The 16191-nt window shown below is 52.7% G+C and carries 14 protein-coding genes; 9 read left to right on the top strand and 5 right to left on the bottom strand.

Annotation, left to right across the window (positions count from 1 at the left end; translation table 11 throughout):
* Positions 1–90: 90 nt before the first annotated feature.
* Both pyrD and zapC read left to right on the top strand, forming a co-directional pair.
* Positions 91–1101, top strand: a complete 1011-nt coding sequence (gene pyrD, locus OGX81_RS17050) for a quinone-dependent dihydroorotate dehydrogenase (RefSeq protein ID WP_047457733.1) — start codon at positions 91–93, stop codon at positions 1099–1101.
* Between the two features lie 170 nt (positions 1102–1271).
* On the top strand, positions 1272–1814 hold the full coding sequence (gene zapC, locus OGX81_RS17045; RefSeq protein WP_024130474.1) for a cell division protein ZapC: 543 nt from the start codon (positions 1272–1274) through the stop codon (positions 1812–1814).
* Here the strand turns inward: zapC and OGX81_RS17040 are convergent.
* Positions 1811–2920, bottom strand: coding sequence for a YcbX family protein (locus tag OGX81_RS17040; RefSeq protein ID WP_104868830.1), 1110 nt, complete (start codon positions 2918–2920; stop codon positions 1811–1813). The two genes, zapC and OGX81_RS17040, sit on opposite strands and share 4 nt — an antisense overlap.
* 153 nt (positions 2921–3073) lie before the next feature.
* Here OGX81_RS17040 and rlmKL point away from each other — a divergent pair, with 153 nt between their 5' ends.
* The 6 genes from rlmKL to rmf all read left to right on the top strand — a co-directional run bounded on the left by rlmKL (position 3074) and on the right by rmf (position 10999).
* Positions 3074–5182: a bifunctional 23S rRNA (guanine(2069)-N(7))-methyltransferase RlmK/23S rRNA (guanine(2445)-N(2))-methyltransferase RlmL gene (gene rlmKL / locus OGX81_RS17035; RefSeq protein WP_047457726.1), complete on the top strand. Its 2109-nt coding sequence runs from the start codon at positions 3074–3076 to the stop codon at positions 5180–5182.
* A gap of 12 nt (positions 5183–5194) precedes the next feature.
* Positions 5195–7102 (top strand): ABC transporter ATP-binding protein, encoded by a 1908-nt coding sequence (locus OGX81_RS17030; RefSeq protein WP_024130472.1) that lies wholly within the window; start codon positions 5195–5197, stop codon positions 7100–7102.
* A gap of 14 nt (positions 7103–7116) precedes the next feature.
* Positions 7117–8370, top strand: a complete 1254-nt coding sequence (gene pqiA, locus OGX81_RS17025; protein ID WP_024130471.1) for a membrane integrity-associated transporter subunit PqiA — start codon at positions 7117–7119, stop codon at positions 8368–8370.
* 4 nt (positions 8371–8374) lie between these two features.
* Positions 8375–10015 (top strand): intermembrane transport protein PqiB, encoded by a 1641-nt coding sequence (gene pqiB, locus OGX81_RS17020; RefSeq protein ID WP_047457720.1) that lies wholly within the window; start codon positions 8375–8377, stop codon positions 10013–10015.
* Positions 10012–10575, top strand: a complete 564-nt coding sequence (gene pqiC, locus OGX81_RS17015) for a membrane integrity-associated transporter subunit PqiC (protein WP_104868829.1) — start codon at positions 10012–10014, stop codon at positions 10573–10575. The genes pqiB and pqiC overlap by 4 nt, the downstream gene beginning before the upstream one ends.
* Positions 10576–10831: 256 nt before the next feature.
* Positions 10832–10999 (top strand): ribosome modulation factor, encoded by a 168-nt coding sequence (gene rmf / locus OGX81_RS17010; protein WP_012905338.1) that lies wholly within the window; start codon positions 10832–10834, stop codon positions 10997–10999.
* Positions 11000–11141: 142 nt separating this feature from the next.
* Here the strand turns inward: rmf and fabA are convergent, their stop codons facing one another.
* Both fabA and OGX81_RS17000 read right to left on the bottom strand, forming a co-directional pair.
* On the bottom strand, positions 11142–11660 hold the full coding sequence (gene fabA, locus OGX81_RS17005; RefSeq protein ID WP_012132970.1) for a bifunctional 3-hydroxydecanoyl-ACP dehydratase/trans-2-decenoyl-ACP isomerase: 519 nt from the start codon (positions 11658–11660) through the stop codon (positions 11142–11144).
* Positions 11661–11728: 68 nt separating this feature from the next.
* The gene (locus tag OGX81_RS17000; protein ID WP_104868827.1) at positions 11729–13489 is read right to left on the bottom strand and encodes an AAA family ATPase; all 1761 of its coding nucleotides are present in this window, start codon (positions 13487–13489) and stop codon (positions 11729–11731) included.
* A 185-nt stretch (positions 13490–13674) separates the two neighbouring features.
* On the opposite strand from OGX81_RS17000, the gene matP reads away from it, so the two are divergent.
* Entirely contained in the window at positions 13675–14127 is a 453-nt protein-coding gene (gene matP / locus OGX81_RS16995; protein ID WP_012132968.1) for a macrodomain Ter protein MatP, read from the top strand.
* Positions 14128–14201: 74 nt separating this feature from the next.
* Here matP and ompA read toward each other — a convergent pair whose 3' ends face one another.
* Both ompA and sulA read right to left on the bottom strand, forming a co-directional pair.
* Positions 14202–15248 carry a porin OmpA gene (ompA, locus tag OGX81_RS16990; RefSeq protein WP_047463714.1) on the bottom strand — a complete coding sequence of 349 codons (1047 nt, stop codon included), beginning with the start codon at positions 15246–15248 and terminating at the stop codon, positions 14202–14204.
* A 355-nt stretch (positions 15249–15603) separates the two neighbouring features.
* Positions 15604–16113, bottom strand: a complete 510-nt coding sequence (gene sulA, locus OGX81_RS16985; protein WP_012132966.1) for an SOS-induced cell division inhibitor SulA — start codon at positions 16111–16113, stop codon at positions 15604–15606.
* Positions 16114–16191 lie beyond the last annotated feature (78 nt).

Genomic DNA, 16191 nt, shown 5'->3' with positions numbered 1-16191 from the left:
TGCTATTTATTGCCGCAAGTCAATTCCCTTTTCGCTGGATATCGCACATAATACGCCCCCGGTCTGCACACCGGGAATCCAGGAGAGTTCATGTACTACCCCTTCGTTCGTAAAGCCCTTTTTCAGCTCGATCCAGAGCGCGCTCATGAATTTACGTTTCAGCAATTACGCCGTGTAACAGGCACGCCGCTGGAAGCGCTTGTCCGACAGAAAGTCCCTGCGAAGCCAGTAAGCTGCATGGGGCTGACATTTAAGAATCCGCTCGGCCTTGCTGCGGGTCTGGATAAGGACGGAGAGTGCATCGACGCTCTGGGCGCAATGGGATTCGGATCGATTGAGATCGGAACCGTGACGCCGCGCCCTCAGCCTGGTAACGATAAGCCGCGCCTTTTCCGCCTGGTTGATGCCGAAGGGTTGATCAACCGGATGGGCTTTAATAATTTGGGCGTTGATAACCTGGTAGAGAATGTCAAAAAAGCGCATTTCGACGGTATCCTCGGAATTAATATCGGCAAAAATAAAGATACGCCGGTAGAGAATGGCAAAGATGACTATCTGATTTGTATGGAAAAAATCTATGCATATGCCGGTTATATCGCTATTAATATCTCTTCGCCAAATACCCCAGGGTTACGTACGCTACAATATGGTGAGGCACTGGATGATTTGCTGACGGCAATTAAAAATAAGCAAAATGATCTCCAGACGATCCACCATAAATATGTTCCGATCGCGGTAAAGATCGCCCCGGATCTTTCTGAGGACGAATTGATCCAGGTGGCCGACAGTTTAGTTCGCCATAATATTGATGGTGTGATTGCGACAAATACGACGCTCGATCGTTCTCTGGTTCAGGGAATGAAAAATTGCGATGAAGCGGGTGGTTTAAGTGGTCGACCATTACAGTTAAAAAGTACAGAAATTATTCGCCGACTGTCCCAGGAATTGAAAGGACAGTTACCGATTATTGGCGTCGGCGGGATAGATTCTGTCATCGCGGCGCGTGAGAAGATGGCTGCTGGCGCTACGCTGGTACAAATTTATTCCGGCTTTATTTTTAAAGGCCCGCAACTGATTAAAGAAATCGTTACCCATATTTGATTCTTTTCTCTCATTATCAGACAACCAGGGCTTTATTTCCGGCCCTGGTTGTTTTATATTCCTTCATTGTTGCTTATTTAAACATTTTAGGCTTTGCTTATTAAGGTAATAAACGAAGCGGTGAAAAAGGACATTTTTGCAACAGGGTGATGGAAACGGGAGAGAGTACAATGCGAATTAAACCTGACGATAACTGGCGCTGGTATTATGATGAAGAGCATGACCGAATGATGCTCGATTTAGCCAATGGCATGTTATTTCGCTCGCGCTTTGCTCGCAAAATGCTCACGCCGGATGCATTTTCGCCGTCTGGTTTTTGTGTCGATGACGCCGCGCTCTATTTCTCTTTTGAAGAAAAATGTCGCGACCTCGAATTATCGAAAGAACAAAAAGCGGAACTGGTGCTCAATGCGCTGGTGGCGATCCGTTATCTGAAACCACAGATGCCAAAAAGCTGGCATTTTGTCGCACACGGCGAGATCTGGACGCCAACGGTGGGTGATGCCGCCTGCGTGTGGCTTAGCGACACCGAAGAGCAGGTGAATTTACTGGTGGTTGAGCCGGGTGAAAACGCGGCGCTGTGCCTGCTGGCCCAGCCCGGTGTCGTCGTGGCTGGACGCACTATGCAGCTCGGCGATGCGATTAAGATCATGAACGACAGACTGAAGCCGCAACAGCGACTCGCCAGCTTCAGCCTTGAACAAGCGGTTTAATTTCCCAGCCTGAGCGCGGTTTTTGGCACGCAGCTACAGCTAAGAATCGTTCCGTCATCGTTAATCGCTGATTTTTTCAGCGGACTCACTTCGCCTTCCAGCAGCGTTATCCGGCAACTGCCGCAGATTCCGGCCCGACATGAATAAGGGATGCGGATACCCTGATTCTCCAGTTGTTCAAGTAGCACCTGTTGGTTATTCCCACGAAAGGTTTGCCCCTGCCAGTCGATAGTGACTGTCGTATCAGGCTGTTTTCCCGGCGCCACCGCATCATCAGAATTTGCGGCGCCATAAGGTTTGGCGGGGGCGGTTGCGAGAATGTCAACCTCATCGCCTACGCGAATGACGCCGCTGTTACGCGCAATCAGGTTCTGCCCGAAATCAACATCGCCGTTGTCCTGCGCCGTGCGAAAGGTTTGCAAGGTTGCCAGCGGCTCACCCGTTGGGTGCTTTTGCCCTTTCTCAGGGCTGACGGTGGTGAAAATACAACGGCTGCACGGTTTTGCGACATCAAAGATGACGTCGCCGATACGAATGACCTTCCAGGTGTCTTCTTCCCAGGGCGCCGCGCCGGAAACGACCAGATTGGGACGAAACTGTTCTATTTTCACGCCAGCCGGGCAACGCTGCTGTAAGTCGCGCAGTGAGGCTTCGTTGGCCAGCAGAAAGGGATAACCATCGGCAAATGACAACGGCACGTCGTCGCGGCGTTTGACTCTGCGCGTAAGTTGGGGGCCGACCCAGCGTAATTGCACGTCACGGGAAAAGAATCCGCTTAACCACTGATTTATCGCGTCCGGGGCGATACGGGCAGTAAAATGGTTTCCCCAGACTTCGGTTGGCGCATCCTGCGCGGCGAAATCAGCAAAGCGCACCACCACGCTGCTGCCATCCGGGGCGCTAATATGTAATCCGTCGTGTAGCGGAGAAGGCGTAAAGCGCACCATTTGCGGAAACTGGCGGGCGGTAATAAAGGTGCCATCAGGTTCAGTAACCATAAAGATACGATCGAAAGCCAGGCCACTGATGTCTGCCAGCGCATGCGTCAGGCCGATGCCGCGCATCGATTTGACCGGATGAATAAAAAGCCGGGTTAACGTCACCACTGTACAGCCCTCGAACGGAAATAAGCCTTCAATCTTATGACATGAGCGCCAGATTAGCTATATAAGCCCCATCCTTCACGCTTGTCGCTGCGAGGCAACGCGAAAGATTTTGTGTATAATGCGCAGCAATTTTCTTAGAGTAAAAGTGACAATATGAATTCTCTGTTTGCCAGTACGGCCCGCGGGCTGGAAGAGCTGTTAAAAACTGAACTTGAAAACCTGGGCGCTGCGGATTGCCAGGTGGTTCAGGGTGGTGTCCATTTTCAGGGCGACACGCGGCTTGTGTACCAGAGTTTAATGTGGAGCCGCCTGGCCTCGCGCATTATGCTGCCGATGGGAGAGTGCAAGGTCTACAGCGATTTAGACCTGTACCTCGGCGTGCAGGCAATCAACTGGACAGAGATTTTTAATCCAGACGCCACCTTTGCCGTGCATTTTAGTGGGCTGAACGACACCATTCGCAACAGCCAGTATGGTGCAATGAAAGTAAAGGATGCGATTGTTGATGCGTTCACGCGTAAAAACCTGCCGCGTCCTAATGTCGATCGTGAATCTCCAGATATTCGCGTTAACGTCTGGCTGAACAAAGACACTGCCAGCATTGCCCTCGATCTGAGCGGCGATGGCCTGCACCTGCGCGGCTATCGCGATCGTACCGGTCTGGCGCCCATTAAAGAGACGCTGGCGGCGGCCATCGTGATGCGTTCCGGCTGGCAGCCGGGAACGCCGCTGCTCGACCCGATGTGTGGTTCCGGTACGCTGCTGATCGAGGCCGCAATGTGGGCGACCGATCGCGCGCCGGGTCTGCATCGTGGTCACTGGGGCTTTAGCGGCTGGGCGCAGCATGATGAGGCTATCTGGCAGGAAGTCAAAGCAGAAGCGCAAACCCGCGCCCGTAAAGGGCTTGCGGAATATAGCTCGCATTTTTATGGTTCTGACAGCGATGCCCGCGTGATTGAACGTGCGCGCAGCAACGCCCGTCGCGCAGGCATTGGTGAGTTGATTACCTTCGAGGTAAGAGATGTCGCCCAACTGAGCAACCCGCTGCCGAAAGGGCCGTACGGTACGGTAATCAGCAACCCGCCGTATGGTGAGCGTCTGGACAGCGAACCGGCGCTGATTGCGCTGCACAGCCTGCTGGGGCGCACCATGAAAAATCAGTTCGGCGGCTGGAGCCTGTCGCTGTTCAGCGCCTCGCCGGATCTGCTGAACTGCCTGCAACTGCGCGCGGATAAGCAATTCAAAGCCAAAAACGGCCCGCTGGACTGCGTGCAGAAAAACTATCATCTGGCGGAAAAAACGCCAGACAGCAAGCCTGCGACGGTGGCGGAAGATTACGCCAACCGCCTGCGCAAAAATATTAAGAAGCTGGAGAAATGGGCGCGCCAGGAAGGGATCGAATGCTATCGCCTGTATGATGCCGATCTGCCGGAATACAATGTGGCGGTCGATCGCTACGGCGAGTGGGTGGTGATTCAGGAATATGCGCCGCCGAAAACGGTTGATGCGCAGAAAGCGCGTCAGCGTCTGTTCGACATCATCGCCGCCACGCTGTTGGTACTGGAGATTGCGCCGAATAAACTGGTGTTAAAAACCCGTGAGCGCCAGAAAGGCAAAAGCCAGTATCAAAAGATGAACGAGAAAGGTGAGTTCATTGAAGTCAGCGAATATAACGCGCGTTTATGGGTTAACCTGACCGACTATCTTGATACCGGTCTGTTCCTCGATCACCGTATTGCGCGCCGGATGCTGGGTCAGATGAGCAAAGGCAAAGATTTCCTTAACCTGTTCTCCTATACCGGCAGCGCCAGCGTACATGCGGGGCTGGGCGGCGCACGTAGCACCACTACGGTGGACATGTCGCGTACCTATCTGGAGTGGGCTGAACGCAACCTGCGTCTGAACGGGCTGAGCGGCCGTGCGCACCGCCTGATTCAGGCCGACTGCCTGGGCTGGCTGCGTGAGGCGAATGAACAGTTCGATCTGATTTTTATCGATCCGCCGACGTTCTCCAACTCAAAACGGATGGACGAGTCGTTTGATGTGCAGCGCGATCACCTGGTGTTAATGAAAGATCTGAAACGTCTGCTGCGCAAAGGCGGCACGATCATGTTCTCCAACAACAAACGCGGATTCCGTATGGATCTGGACGGCCTGGCGGCGCTGGGACTGAAAGCACAAGAAATTACGCAAAAAACGCTTTCTCAGGACTTTGCCCGTAATCGTCAGATCCACAACTGCTGGCTGATTACCGCAGCCTGAAAGGAAAAGTAAATGTCATTAATCAGTATGCATGGCGCATGGCTGTCGTTTAGCGACGCGCCGCTTCTCGATAACGCAGAGCTGCATATCGAGGATAACGAACGCGTGTGCCTGGTGGGCCGTAATGGCGCCGGGAAGTCAACGCTGATGAAGATCCTCAACCGCGAACAGGGACTGGATGACGGACGCATCATTTATGAGCAGGATCTGATCGTCGCGCGTCTGCAACAGGATCCGCCGCGTAATGTCGAAGGCAGCGTTTATGATTTCGTTGCGGAAGGGATCGAGGAGCAGGCTGAATACCTGAAACGTTACCACGATATTTCCCGCCTGGTGATGACCGACCCCAGCGATAAAAATCTCAATGAGATGGCGCGGGTGCAGGAACAGCTCGACCACCACAACCTGTGGCAACTGGAAAATCGTATTAATGAAGTGCTGGCGCAGCTTGGGCTCGATCCTAACGCGGCGCTCTCTTCGCTTTCCGGCGGCTGGCTGCGTAAAGCGGCGCTGGGCAGGGCGTTGGTCAGTAACCCTCGCGTATTGTTGCTGGATGAGCCGACCAACCACCTGGATATTGAAACTATCGACTGGCTGGAAACGTTCCTGAAATCTTTCAACGGGACGATTATTTTCATTTCCCACGACCGTTCGTTTATCCGCAATATGGCTACCCGCATCGTCGATCTCGATCGCGGCAAACTGGTTTCTTATCCGGGAGATTACGATCAGTATCTGCTGGAGAAAGAAGAAGCCCTGCGCGTGGAAGAGTTACAGAATGCCGAGTTCGATCGCAAACTGGCGCAGGAAGAAGTCTGGATCCGCCAGGGTATTAAAGCGCGCCGTACCCGCAATGAAGGTCGCGTACGCGCCCTGAAAGCGATGCGCCGCGAGCGCAGCGAACGCCGTGAAGTGATGGGGACGGCGAAGATGCAGGTCGAAGAAGCGGCCCGCTCCGGCAAGATTGTTTTCGAAATGGAAAACGTCAGCTATCAGGTTGACGGCAAGCAGCTGGTAAACGATTTCTCCGCGCAGGTGCAGCGTGCCGACAAGATTGCTTTAATTGGCCCTAACGGCTGCGGGAAAACCACGTTGCTGAAACTGATGCTGGGCCAGCTTCAGGCAGACAGCGGACGTATTCATGTCGGCACGAAGCTGGAAGTGGCTTATTTCGATCAGCATCGAGCGGAACTGGATCCCGATAAAACCGTGATGGATAACCTTGCTGAAGGTAAGCAAGAGGTGCTGGTTAACGGTAAGCCGCGTCATGTGCTGGGCTATCTTCAGGACTTCCTGTTCCATCCTAAGCGCGCCATGACGCCGGTTCGCGCCCTGTCTGGCGGAGAACGTAACCGCCTCTTACTGGCGCGTTTATTCCTGAAACCCAGCAATTTGCTGATTCTCGATGAACCGACCAACGATCTGGACGTTGAAACGCTGGAACTGCTGGAAGAGTTGATTGACGGCTATCAGGGAACTGTCCTGCTGGTGAGCCATGACCGTCAGTTTGTGGATAACACCGTGACCGAGTGCTGGATCTTCGAGGGCGGCGGTAAGATTGGTCGCTATGTCGGCGGATACCATGATGCGCGTGGTCAGCAGGAACAGCATCTGGCGTTTAAACAACCCGTCGTCAAGAAAACTGAGGAAGTGGTTGCCCCGAAAGCAGAAATTGTAAAGCGCGGCAGTAACAAACTAAGCTATAAACTGCAACGCGAACTGGAACAGCTCCCCCAGTTACTGGAAGAGCTGGAGGCCAAACTGGAAGCGTTGCAGGCGCAGGTGGCGGATGCCGCCTTTTTCAGCCAACCGCATGATCATACGCAAAAAGTTCTGGCCGATTTGAGTCACGCAGAGCAGGAACTTGAACAAGCCTTTGAGCGCTGGGAGTATCTTGAAGCCTTGAAGAATGGCGCATAATTAAAGGAGCGCATATGTGCGAACATCATCATGCTGCGAAGCACATTTTATGCTCGCAATGTGACATGCTGGTGGCGTTGCCCCACCTTGAGCATGGGCAGAAAGCGGCATGTCCAAGATGTGGCACAACGCTGACGACCGAGTGGGACGCGCCAAGGCAGCGTCCCACCGCCTATTCGTTAGTGGCGTTGTTTATGCTGCTGCTTTCCAATCTTTTCCCTTTCGTAAATATGAACGTCGCGGGTGTGAGGAGCGAAGTTACGCTGCTTGAAATCCCCGGTGTCATGTTTTCGGAAAATTACGCCAGCCTTGGCACCTTCTTTTTGCTGTTTGTCCAGCTGGTTCCGGCTTTTTGTCTGGTGACGATATTATTGCTTGTGAATCGCGTCGAATTGCCGCTACGTGTGAAAAAGGTTCTGGCGCGCGTGCTGTTCCAGCTAAAAACCTGGGGAATGGCGGAGATCTTCCTCGCAGGGGTGCTGGTCAGTTTTGTTAAGCTGATGGCTTACGGGGATATCGGGGTTGGAAGCAGTTTTATTCCGTGGTGTTTTTTCTGCATCCTGCAATTGCGCGCGTTTCAGTGCGTCGATCGCCGTTGGTTATGGGACGATATTACGCCGATGCCTGTGCTGGCGCAGCCGCTGAAACCTGGCGTTACCGGCATTCGCCAGGGACTGCGTTCCTGCTCCTGCTGTACGGCCATTCTCCCGGAGAATGAATTAGTGTGTCCGCGCTGTCATGCAAAGGGTCATGTGCGACGCAAAAACAGCCTGCAATGGACGCTGGCCCTGTTATTTACGTCGATCATGCTTTATCTGCCCGCGAATATCATGCCGATCATGATCACCGATTTATTGGGATCGAAGATGCCTTCTACGATCCTCGCCGGGGTCGTTTTGCTCTGGAGTGAAGGGTCTTATCCGGTGGCGGCGGTTATTTTTATTGCCAGTATTATGGTGCCAACGCTAAAAATGATTGCGATTGCCTGGCTGTGCTGGGATGCGAAAGGGCATGGCAAACGCGACAGTGAAAGAATGCACCTGATTTATGAGGTGGTGGAATTTGTTGGCCGCTGGTCAATGATTGATGTGTTTGTAATTGCCGTACTCTCTGCGTTGGTGCGCATGGGGGGGTTAATGAATATTTATCCAGCGATGGGTGCATTGATGTTTGCTTTAGTCGTCATTATGACAATGTTTTCTGCGATGACCTTTGATCCGCGTCTGTCGTGGGATCGTGAACCTGAACCAGGCCATGAGGAGTCCTGACAGTATGGAATCTAAAAATGGGGAAGCCAAAGTGCAGAAGGTAAAAAACTGGTCTCCCGTGTGGATATTCCCTATCGTCACTGCGCTGATTGGGGCATGGGTGCTGTTTTATCACTACAGCCATCAGGGGCCTGAAGTCACCTTGATCACCACGAATGCTGAAGGTATTGAAGGCGGTAAGACCACCATCAAGAGCCGTAGCGTGGATGTGGGGGTGGTGGAAAGCGCGACGCTGACCGACGATCTTACGCATGTAGAGATCAAAGCCAGATTGCATTCCGGCATGGAAAAACTGCTGCACAAAGATTCGGTCTTTTGGGTGGTGAAACCGCAGGTCGGGCGTGAAGGGATCAGCGGCTTAGGCACGTTGCTGTCCGGGGCTTATATTGAGTTGCAGCCGGGGACGAAAGGTAACAGGCTGGAGGATTACCAGTTGCTGGATTCCCCACCTCTGGCGCCGCCAGATGCGAAAGGCATCCGCGTTATTCTTGACAGCAAAAAAGCCGGGCAGCTCAGTCCGGGCGATCCGGTGCTTTTCCGCGGCTACCGCGTTGGCTCGGTTGAAACCAGCACCTTCGATCCGCAAAAACGCTCCATCAGCTATCAACTCTTCATTAATGCGCCAAACGATCGCCTGGTGACCAGCAACGTCCGTTTCTGGAAGGACAGCGGTATCGCGGTGGATCTGACTTCCGCCGGTATGCGGGTTGAAATGGGATCGCTAAGCACGCTGTTTGGCGGTGGCGTGAGCTTTGACGTGCCGGAAGGGCTTGAACTGGGGCAGCCGGTTGCGGAAAAAACCGCTTTCAGCCTGTATGACGATCAGCGAAGCATTCAGGATTCGCTGTATACCGACCACATCGACTATCTGATGTTCTTCAAAGATTCGATTCGCGGCCTGCAACCGGGCGCACCGCTGGAGTTCCGCGGGATTCGTCTGGGGACGGTCAGCAAAGTGCCTTTCTTTGCGCCGAATATGCGTCAGGTATTTAACACTGATTACCGTATTCCGGTGCTGGTACGCATTGAGCCGGAACGCCTGAAAGCACAATTGGGTGAAGAGACGGATGTCGGCGCGCATCTGGCCGAACTGCTCAAACGTGGCCTGCGCGGTTCACTGAAAACGGGCAATCTGGTGACTGGCGCGCTGTATGTTGATCTGGACTTCTATCCGAAAGAGCCGCCAATTACGGGCATTCATGAGTTCAACGGTTATCAGATCATCCCGACGGTAAGCGGCGGTCTGGCGCAAATCCAGCAGCGTCTGATGGAAGCGCTGGATAAAATTAATAACCTGCCGCTGAACCCGATGATTCAACAGGCGACCAATACGCTGTCGGAAAGCCAGCGGACGATGAAGCATCTGCAAACCACGCTGGATAATATGAACAAGATTACCTCCAGCCAGTCGATGCAGCAGCTCCCGGCGGATATGCAGAACACCTTGCGCGAACTGAACCGCAGCATGCAGGGCTTCCAGCCTGGCTCCGCGGCGTATAACAAGATGGTGGCGGATATGCAGCGTCTTGATCAGGTTCTCCGCGAACTGCAACCGGTATTGAAAACGCTGAACGAAAAGAGCAACGCGCTGGTATTTGAAGCGAAGGACAAGAAAGATCCAGAGCCGAAGAGGGCGAAACAATGAAAAAGTGGCTAGTGGTGATGATGGCGTTTTGGTTAACGTCATGTAGTAGTAGCGGAGAAAACAAGAGCTACTACCAGCTACCCGTCGCGCAAGGGGGCGTACAGAGTACGGCAAGCCAGGGAAACCGCTTATTGTGGGTGGAACAGGTTTCGGTGCCGGACTACCTGGCGGGCAACGGCGTGGTGTATCAAACCAGTGATGTGCAGTACGTGATTGCGAGTAACAATCTTTGGGCCAGCCCGCTGGACCAGCAGTTGCGCAATACGCTGGTGGCGAATCTGAGCGCCCAGCTTCCGGGCTGGGTGGTTGCCTCACAGCCGCTGGGCAGCGTGCAGGATACGCTTAACGTGACGGTGACGGGATTTCATGGCCGTTATGATGGCAAAGTTATCGTAAGCGGGGAGTGGCTACTGAACCATCAGGGGCAGTTGATTAAGCGCCCATTCCACATCGAAACCGCGCAGCAGCAGGACGGGTATGACGAAATGGTCAAGGTGCTGGCAGCCGCCTGGAATCAGGAAGCCACCGCTATCGCTCAGGCGCTGAAGCAAATACCATAAGTTAAAAATATTGTAAATTTAACCGCTTTCGGCACGTCGCCGGGGGCGGTTTTTTTGTTTTTCTGCCCGGTGAAAATAGCTGTTCTGGCTCACAATTTTTGTACAAATGATTTATTGAGTAGCTCACAAATATGACAATGGCGTGAATTTTGCGCATTGACGGGACAACTTTTTCGCGGTATTCGTTTATTGTGATTGCACATTTCGTAATCACTGTTTTCTTTTCCACCAGACATGAAGATGAGGGAAACGAGGCATGAAGAGACAAAAACGAGATCGCCTGGAACGGGCACATCAACGTGGATATCAGGCCGGCATTGCCGGACGCTCAAAAGAAATGTGTCCCTATCAGACGCTGAATCAGAGGTCGCACTGGCTGGGAGGTTGGCGAGAAGCCATGGCGGACAGGGTAGTAATGGCCTGATTCTGTCTCTTTAGAAAAAAGAAACCTCCGCACTGCGGAGGTTTCGCCTTTTTACAGGCAGGTCAGATAACGTGGTTATGCTGCCATCCGGCAATGACGCCGTGCTTGTGGCAACGCTTATCAGACCTGGAGATGTCCGCGATCAGAACGCTGACGTGTCCTGGAACAGACCTACTTTCAGGTCGTTGGCGGTGTAGATCAGACGGCCATCAACCAGAACTTCGCCATCCGCCAGACCCATGATCAGACGACGGTTAACGATACGTTTAAAGTGAATACGGTAGGTCACTTTCTTCGCGCTTGGCAGAACCTGACCGGTAAATTTCACTTCACCTACGCCCAGCGCACGGCCTTTACCTTCGCCGCCCAGCCAGCCGAGATAGAATCCAACCAACTGCCACATTGCGTCCAGACCCAGGCAGCCCGGCATAACCGGATCGCCGATAAAGTGGCATCCGAAGAACCAGAGATCTGGATTGATATCCAGCTCAGCTTCAACATAACCTTTGTCGAAGTTACCGCCAGTCTCTGTCATTTTGATGACACGGTCCATCATCAGCATGTTTGGTGCCGGCAGTTGTGGGCCTTTAGCGCCAAACAGTTCACCGCGACCAGAGGCAAGAAGGTCTTCTTTTGTATAGGATTCGCGTTTATCTACCATGTTCTCTGTAAGCCTTATTTTATTGAAGCACGCAGGATAGCTAACACGTGTACGCTGAACAAGTCCGATCAGTTCGGTATAAACCAGTTTAGCCAACGTAGCGGCCAGGGAAAACGATGACGTCCTTCCTGTTGTGTAGCCTGGGCAATACGTTCCTGGATGGTCTGCATCAATGTTGTCTGACCTTCGCCATCCCACACCAGATTAAGCAGAAGCGGCAGTGCGTCTGTTACGTCGTCTACCGCCCAGATGCTGAATTTCTCTTCTTCCACGGCCTGCAACAGCGCAGGCTGGAGGCTGAGGTGTCTCACGTTAGCCGCCGGAATAATAACGCCTTGTTTACCCGTCAGTTCACGCTGCTGACAAATTGTGAAAAAGCCTTCAATTTTTTCATTCAGGCCGCCAACAGGCTGGGCGCGTCCAAACTGATCGACGGAACCGGTAATCGCGATATTTTGATTAACCGGCACGTTGGACAGAGCGCTGATCAATGCGCACAGTTCTGCCATTGAGGCGCTGTCGCCATCCACTTCACTATAGGACTGTTCAAAGGTTAGCGAGGCGGAGAACGGGATTTGCTGTTCAAGCTGTAGTTCCGACATCAGGAAAGCCTGCATGATCATCATCCCCTTGGCATGAATGTTACCGCCAAGCTCGGCTTTTCGCTCGATGTCCGTGAATTCACCGTCGCCAATATGAACGACGCAGCTGATACGTGAAGGCTCGCCAAACGCGCGCGGATGGCCGGGAAATTCAATGACGGAAAGGGCGTTAATCTGACCAATGCGCTCGCCTTCCGTTTCAATCAGGATCTGCTCTTGCAGGATTTCGTCCTGCATGCGCTCCGCAAGATAGCCTTCACGCCATTCGCGTTGGGCAAGCATCAGAGCGAGCTGTTCGGCGCTGCATGTCCCGTCCTGGCACAACGGCGCGGCTTCTCTGAACTGGCGGGAAATCCATAGCGGACACAGTGGAAGCGTGTCCTGTTCTCCCGTGTAGCGAACGGCTTCGCGTACCAGCACTTGCCAGGCATCAGGCGTTGGCGCTGGCAGATTATTGCGTTTAAGCGTGTGCTGAACCCACTGACACCACTGGGTCATGGTTTCGGCATCCACTATTTGCAGATTATCTTCAAATTCGCTGTAAATCGCCTGTTCAGCCAGTTCCGGCTCCATTTCCTGGAAGTCGGCTAACGATTCACGTTCGCCGACCAACACGACTTTCAGCTTGAGCGGCATAGACGGCACAGAGACCGGCAACGGACGCGACTCGTCAAACGCGACCCAGTCGAATCGGTTATGGCTGACAATCGCCTTCAGACGCATCCACAGCAACGGCTGCGCCAGAAGGGTGCGTAAGGAGATCACCAGAACGCCGCCGTTAGCCTGATGCACCAGACCCGGTTGCAGCGTAATTTCGCCGTTAAACTGGCGCAGACAGCCAAACAGCTGTTCGGCTTCAACCCAGTCAGCGCTGACAACCTGCGCCGACGTGGCAAAATTGTCTTCTGCTTTTTCTGCTGCGCGATAACGGATGGTGTGGCCCGAAATTTCGTAATGGCCCCCGGTCAGCTGACCGGCATCGGCTTGCAACGTTCTGGCCGCATCAGAAAGGAGAGTGAGATACTCGGGCTCTTCCGGCGCTTTCGCCAGCATAAAAGAGGACGACGCCCAGGGCTGGAGAAGTTGTTCCAGCGCAAATTGCAGTCGCGGTTGAGTATCGCTGAGTAGGGTGGCGCTTTCGTCAGTAAAGTGTGGCTGTGCAAATATTTCCTGATAACTGTCGGTATCAGGAACCAGATCACGCCATGCAAGTTTCGTAATGGTCAAAGTTGAGGTTTTTTAGTCTGTTGTAAAAAACGCGATTATACCGTAACAGGCAACGCTGCACACGCGGAAAGCGAATGTAAACGTGCAGGATGACGCGTGAGAGTTCACAGGCTGGATATTCTTTTCTTCAGATGCCCAAAAAACTGATATTCTGATAGGAGTTACACGGTAACGTTGAGAGCGCAATGAAATATCAACAACTTGAAAACCTTGAAAGCGGCTGGAAATGGAAGTATCTGGTGAAGAAGCACCGCGAAGGGGAGTTGATTACCCGGTACGTGGAAGCCAGTGCTGCCAAAGAAGCCGTTGATTTGTTGCTAACCCTCGAAAATGAACCGGTTCGGGTAAATGCCTGGATTGAAGAGCATATGAATCCTGCGCTGTTAAACCGTATGAAGCAGACCATACGAGCACGGCGTAAACGACACTTTAATGCCGAGCATCAACATACGCGCAAGAAGTCTATCGATCTGGAGTTTATTGTCTGGCAGCGTCTGGCGGGACTCGCGCAGCGACGTGGCAAAACGCTTTCAGAAACGATTGTGCAGTTGATTGAAGATGCGGAACATAAAGAGAAATACGCCAGCAAGATGTCGACCCTGAAGCAGGATTTGCAGGCATTACTGGGGAAAGAGTAGCGGTTCGTTTCTTCTTTCTTCTGGTTTCAGACGAAAAAAACCCCGCACTGCGGGGTTTTTTATTAGACGGAAACTTAAGCCTGCGGCTGAGTTACAACGTCTTTAACGCCTTTAACTTCGATCTCAACGCGACGATCCGGGGCCAGGCAGTCGATCAGTGCAGCGCGAGCTTTCACGTTGTCACAGGTGTTGCCAGTAACCGGGTTGGATTCGCCCATACCGCGTGCGGAGATTTTGTCAGCCGGGATACCTTTGGAGATCAGGTAATCAACAACAGACTGAGCACGTTTTTCGGACAGACCCTGGTTGTAAGCGTCGGAACCGATACGGTCAGTGAAGCCCAGAACCACGACGGAACCGTCTTTCGGGTCCAGGTTGCTCAGCTGGCTGTACATCTGATCCAGAGCCTGCTGGCCTTCTGGTTTCAGCGTTGCTTTGTTGAAGTTGAACAGAACGTCAGACTTCAGAGTGAAGTGCTTGGTCTGTACTTCTGGAGCCGGTGCCGGAGCTGGAGCAACCGGAGCTGCTTCTTCCTGCTGGCCGAAACGGTAGGAAACACCAACGCTCAGCAGGCCGTTATCTGGACGACCGCCAACGGTGTTTGCGTCGCCGATGTTGTTAGTCCACTGGTATTCCAGACGGGTAGCGATGTCACGCGTTACAGCGTACTCTACGCCACCAGCGAATACTGGGGAAACACCGGTATCGTGATCTTTGAAGCCAGTGTTGTTCTGAGCGTCTGCGCGCCAAACCATACCACCCAGACGGGTGTAGACATCCAGATCGTCAGTGATCGGATAACCCAGTTTAGCAGTCAGCTGAACGCCCTGAGCTTTGAATGCACCGTTTTGAGTGTTGCCTTTGTATGGCATACGACCTAACCAGTCGTAACCCATTTCAAAACCAACGTACGGGTTTACCTGATAACCACCGAACGCACCGGCACCCAGTTGGCTTTCATGGGTCGGGCCGTTGTTGTCGATCTGGTTGTTGCCAACATCATGGAACTGAGACCAGCCCAGTTTGGCACCAGTGTACCAGGTGTTATCTTTCGGAGCGGCCTGCGCTACGGTAGCGAAACCAGCCAGTGCCACTGCAATCGCGATAGCTGTCTTTTTCATTTTTTGCGCCTCGTTATCATCCAAAATACGCCATGAATATCTCCAACGAGATAACACGGTTAAATCCTTCACCGGGGGATCAGCTCAATAGTTACTCTACCGATATCTGCGGCTTATGCCGAGCACCCCTGGCGATGTAAAGTCTACAACGTAGTTGAAAACTTACAAGTGTGAACTCCGTCAGGCATATGAAAAAAAAAGGCTTGTATACATAATATTTAACATTTCCTGCTGAGAAATCGCTCAGCGAAAATCGCGGAAACCGCTTCTGACAAGCATTCACACACAAAAAGTATTAAGCTTCAGAGCAGATGAAAGAGCAGAAAAAAAATTCCAGGATAAATCCTAATTTCACTCAATGATATAAATTTGAGTGAATTTTTAGCCCGGAATGGTGTCTCGTGGCATGAGCGTGTGCGCTCACAGGACGCATGATAAATCCCATCGCATTTCCCTCATCTGCCGCTTGCGCAAGCCGGGTGTGTTCTTCTTCGCTAAGCTCATCCGCCAGCCAGCCGATAACGACGCTGTAGTTGCCCGTCCGCAATGCGCGAATCATCGACTCCAGCGTATGGCATGGAGAAAGTTGGCTGATCTGCATCACTTTTGTTAAAGGCAGCCCCGCAGATTGAACCCATTCCCGGCTCAGCTTTTGTTGCGGCGTCAGCCAGAGCTGCCAGCGTGATTGCTGACCTAATTGTTGCAGCAGCGGTAAAAGCAGTAATTGCGTCATCATGGGCTGGTCCTCGCGATAGACCACTTCGCTAATAAGCCCGGCGGTGGTGTTCTCTGAAGAGACGCGCGCAATGCTGCCCGCAGTGGAAGAGAACAACGAAGAACGATTTGCATAGCCTGAAGTGTACATAATCAATCCAGCCCTGTGAGTTACTGTATGAATATACAGTAACCCTGCCGCCAATAAAGATCAACCCTATTTTCGGAA

Origin of the sequence: Citrobacter sp. CK206 (assembly GCF_030333125.1) — a bacterium.
GTDB lineage: Bacteria > Pseudomonadota > Gammaproteobacteria > Enterobacterales > Enterobacteriaceae > Citrobacter_B > Citrobacter_B koseri.
This window is presented reverse-complemented; position numbering and strand designations above follow the sequence as displayed.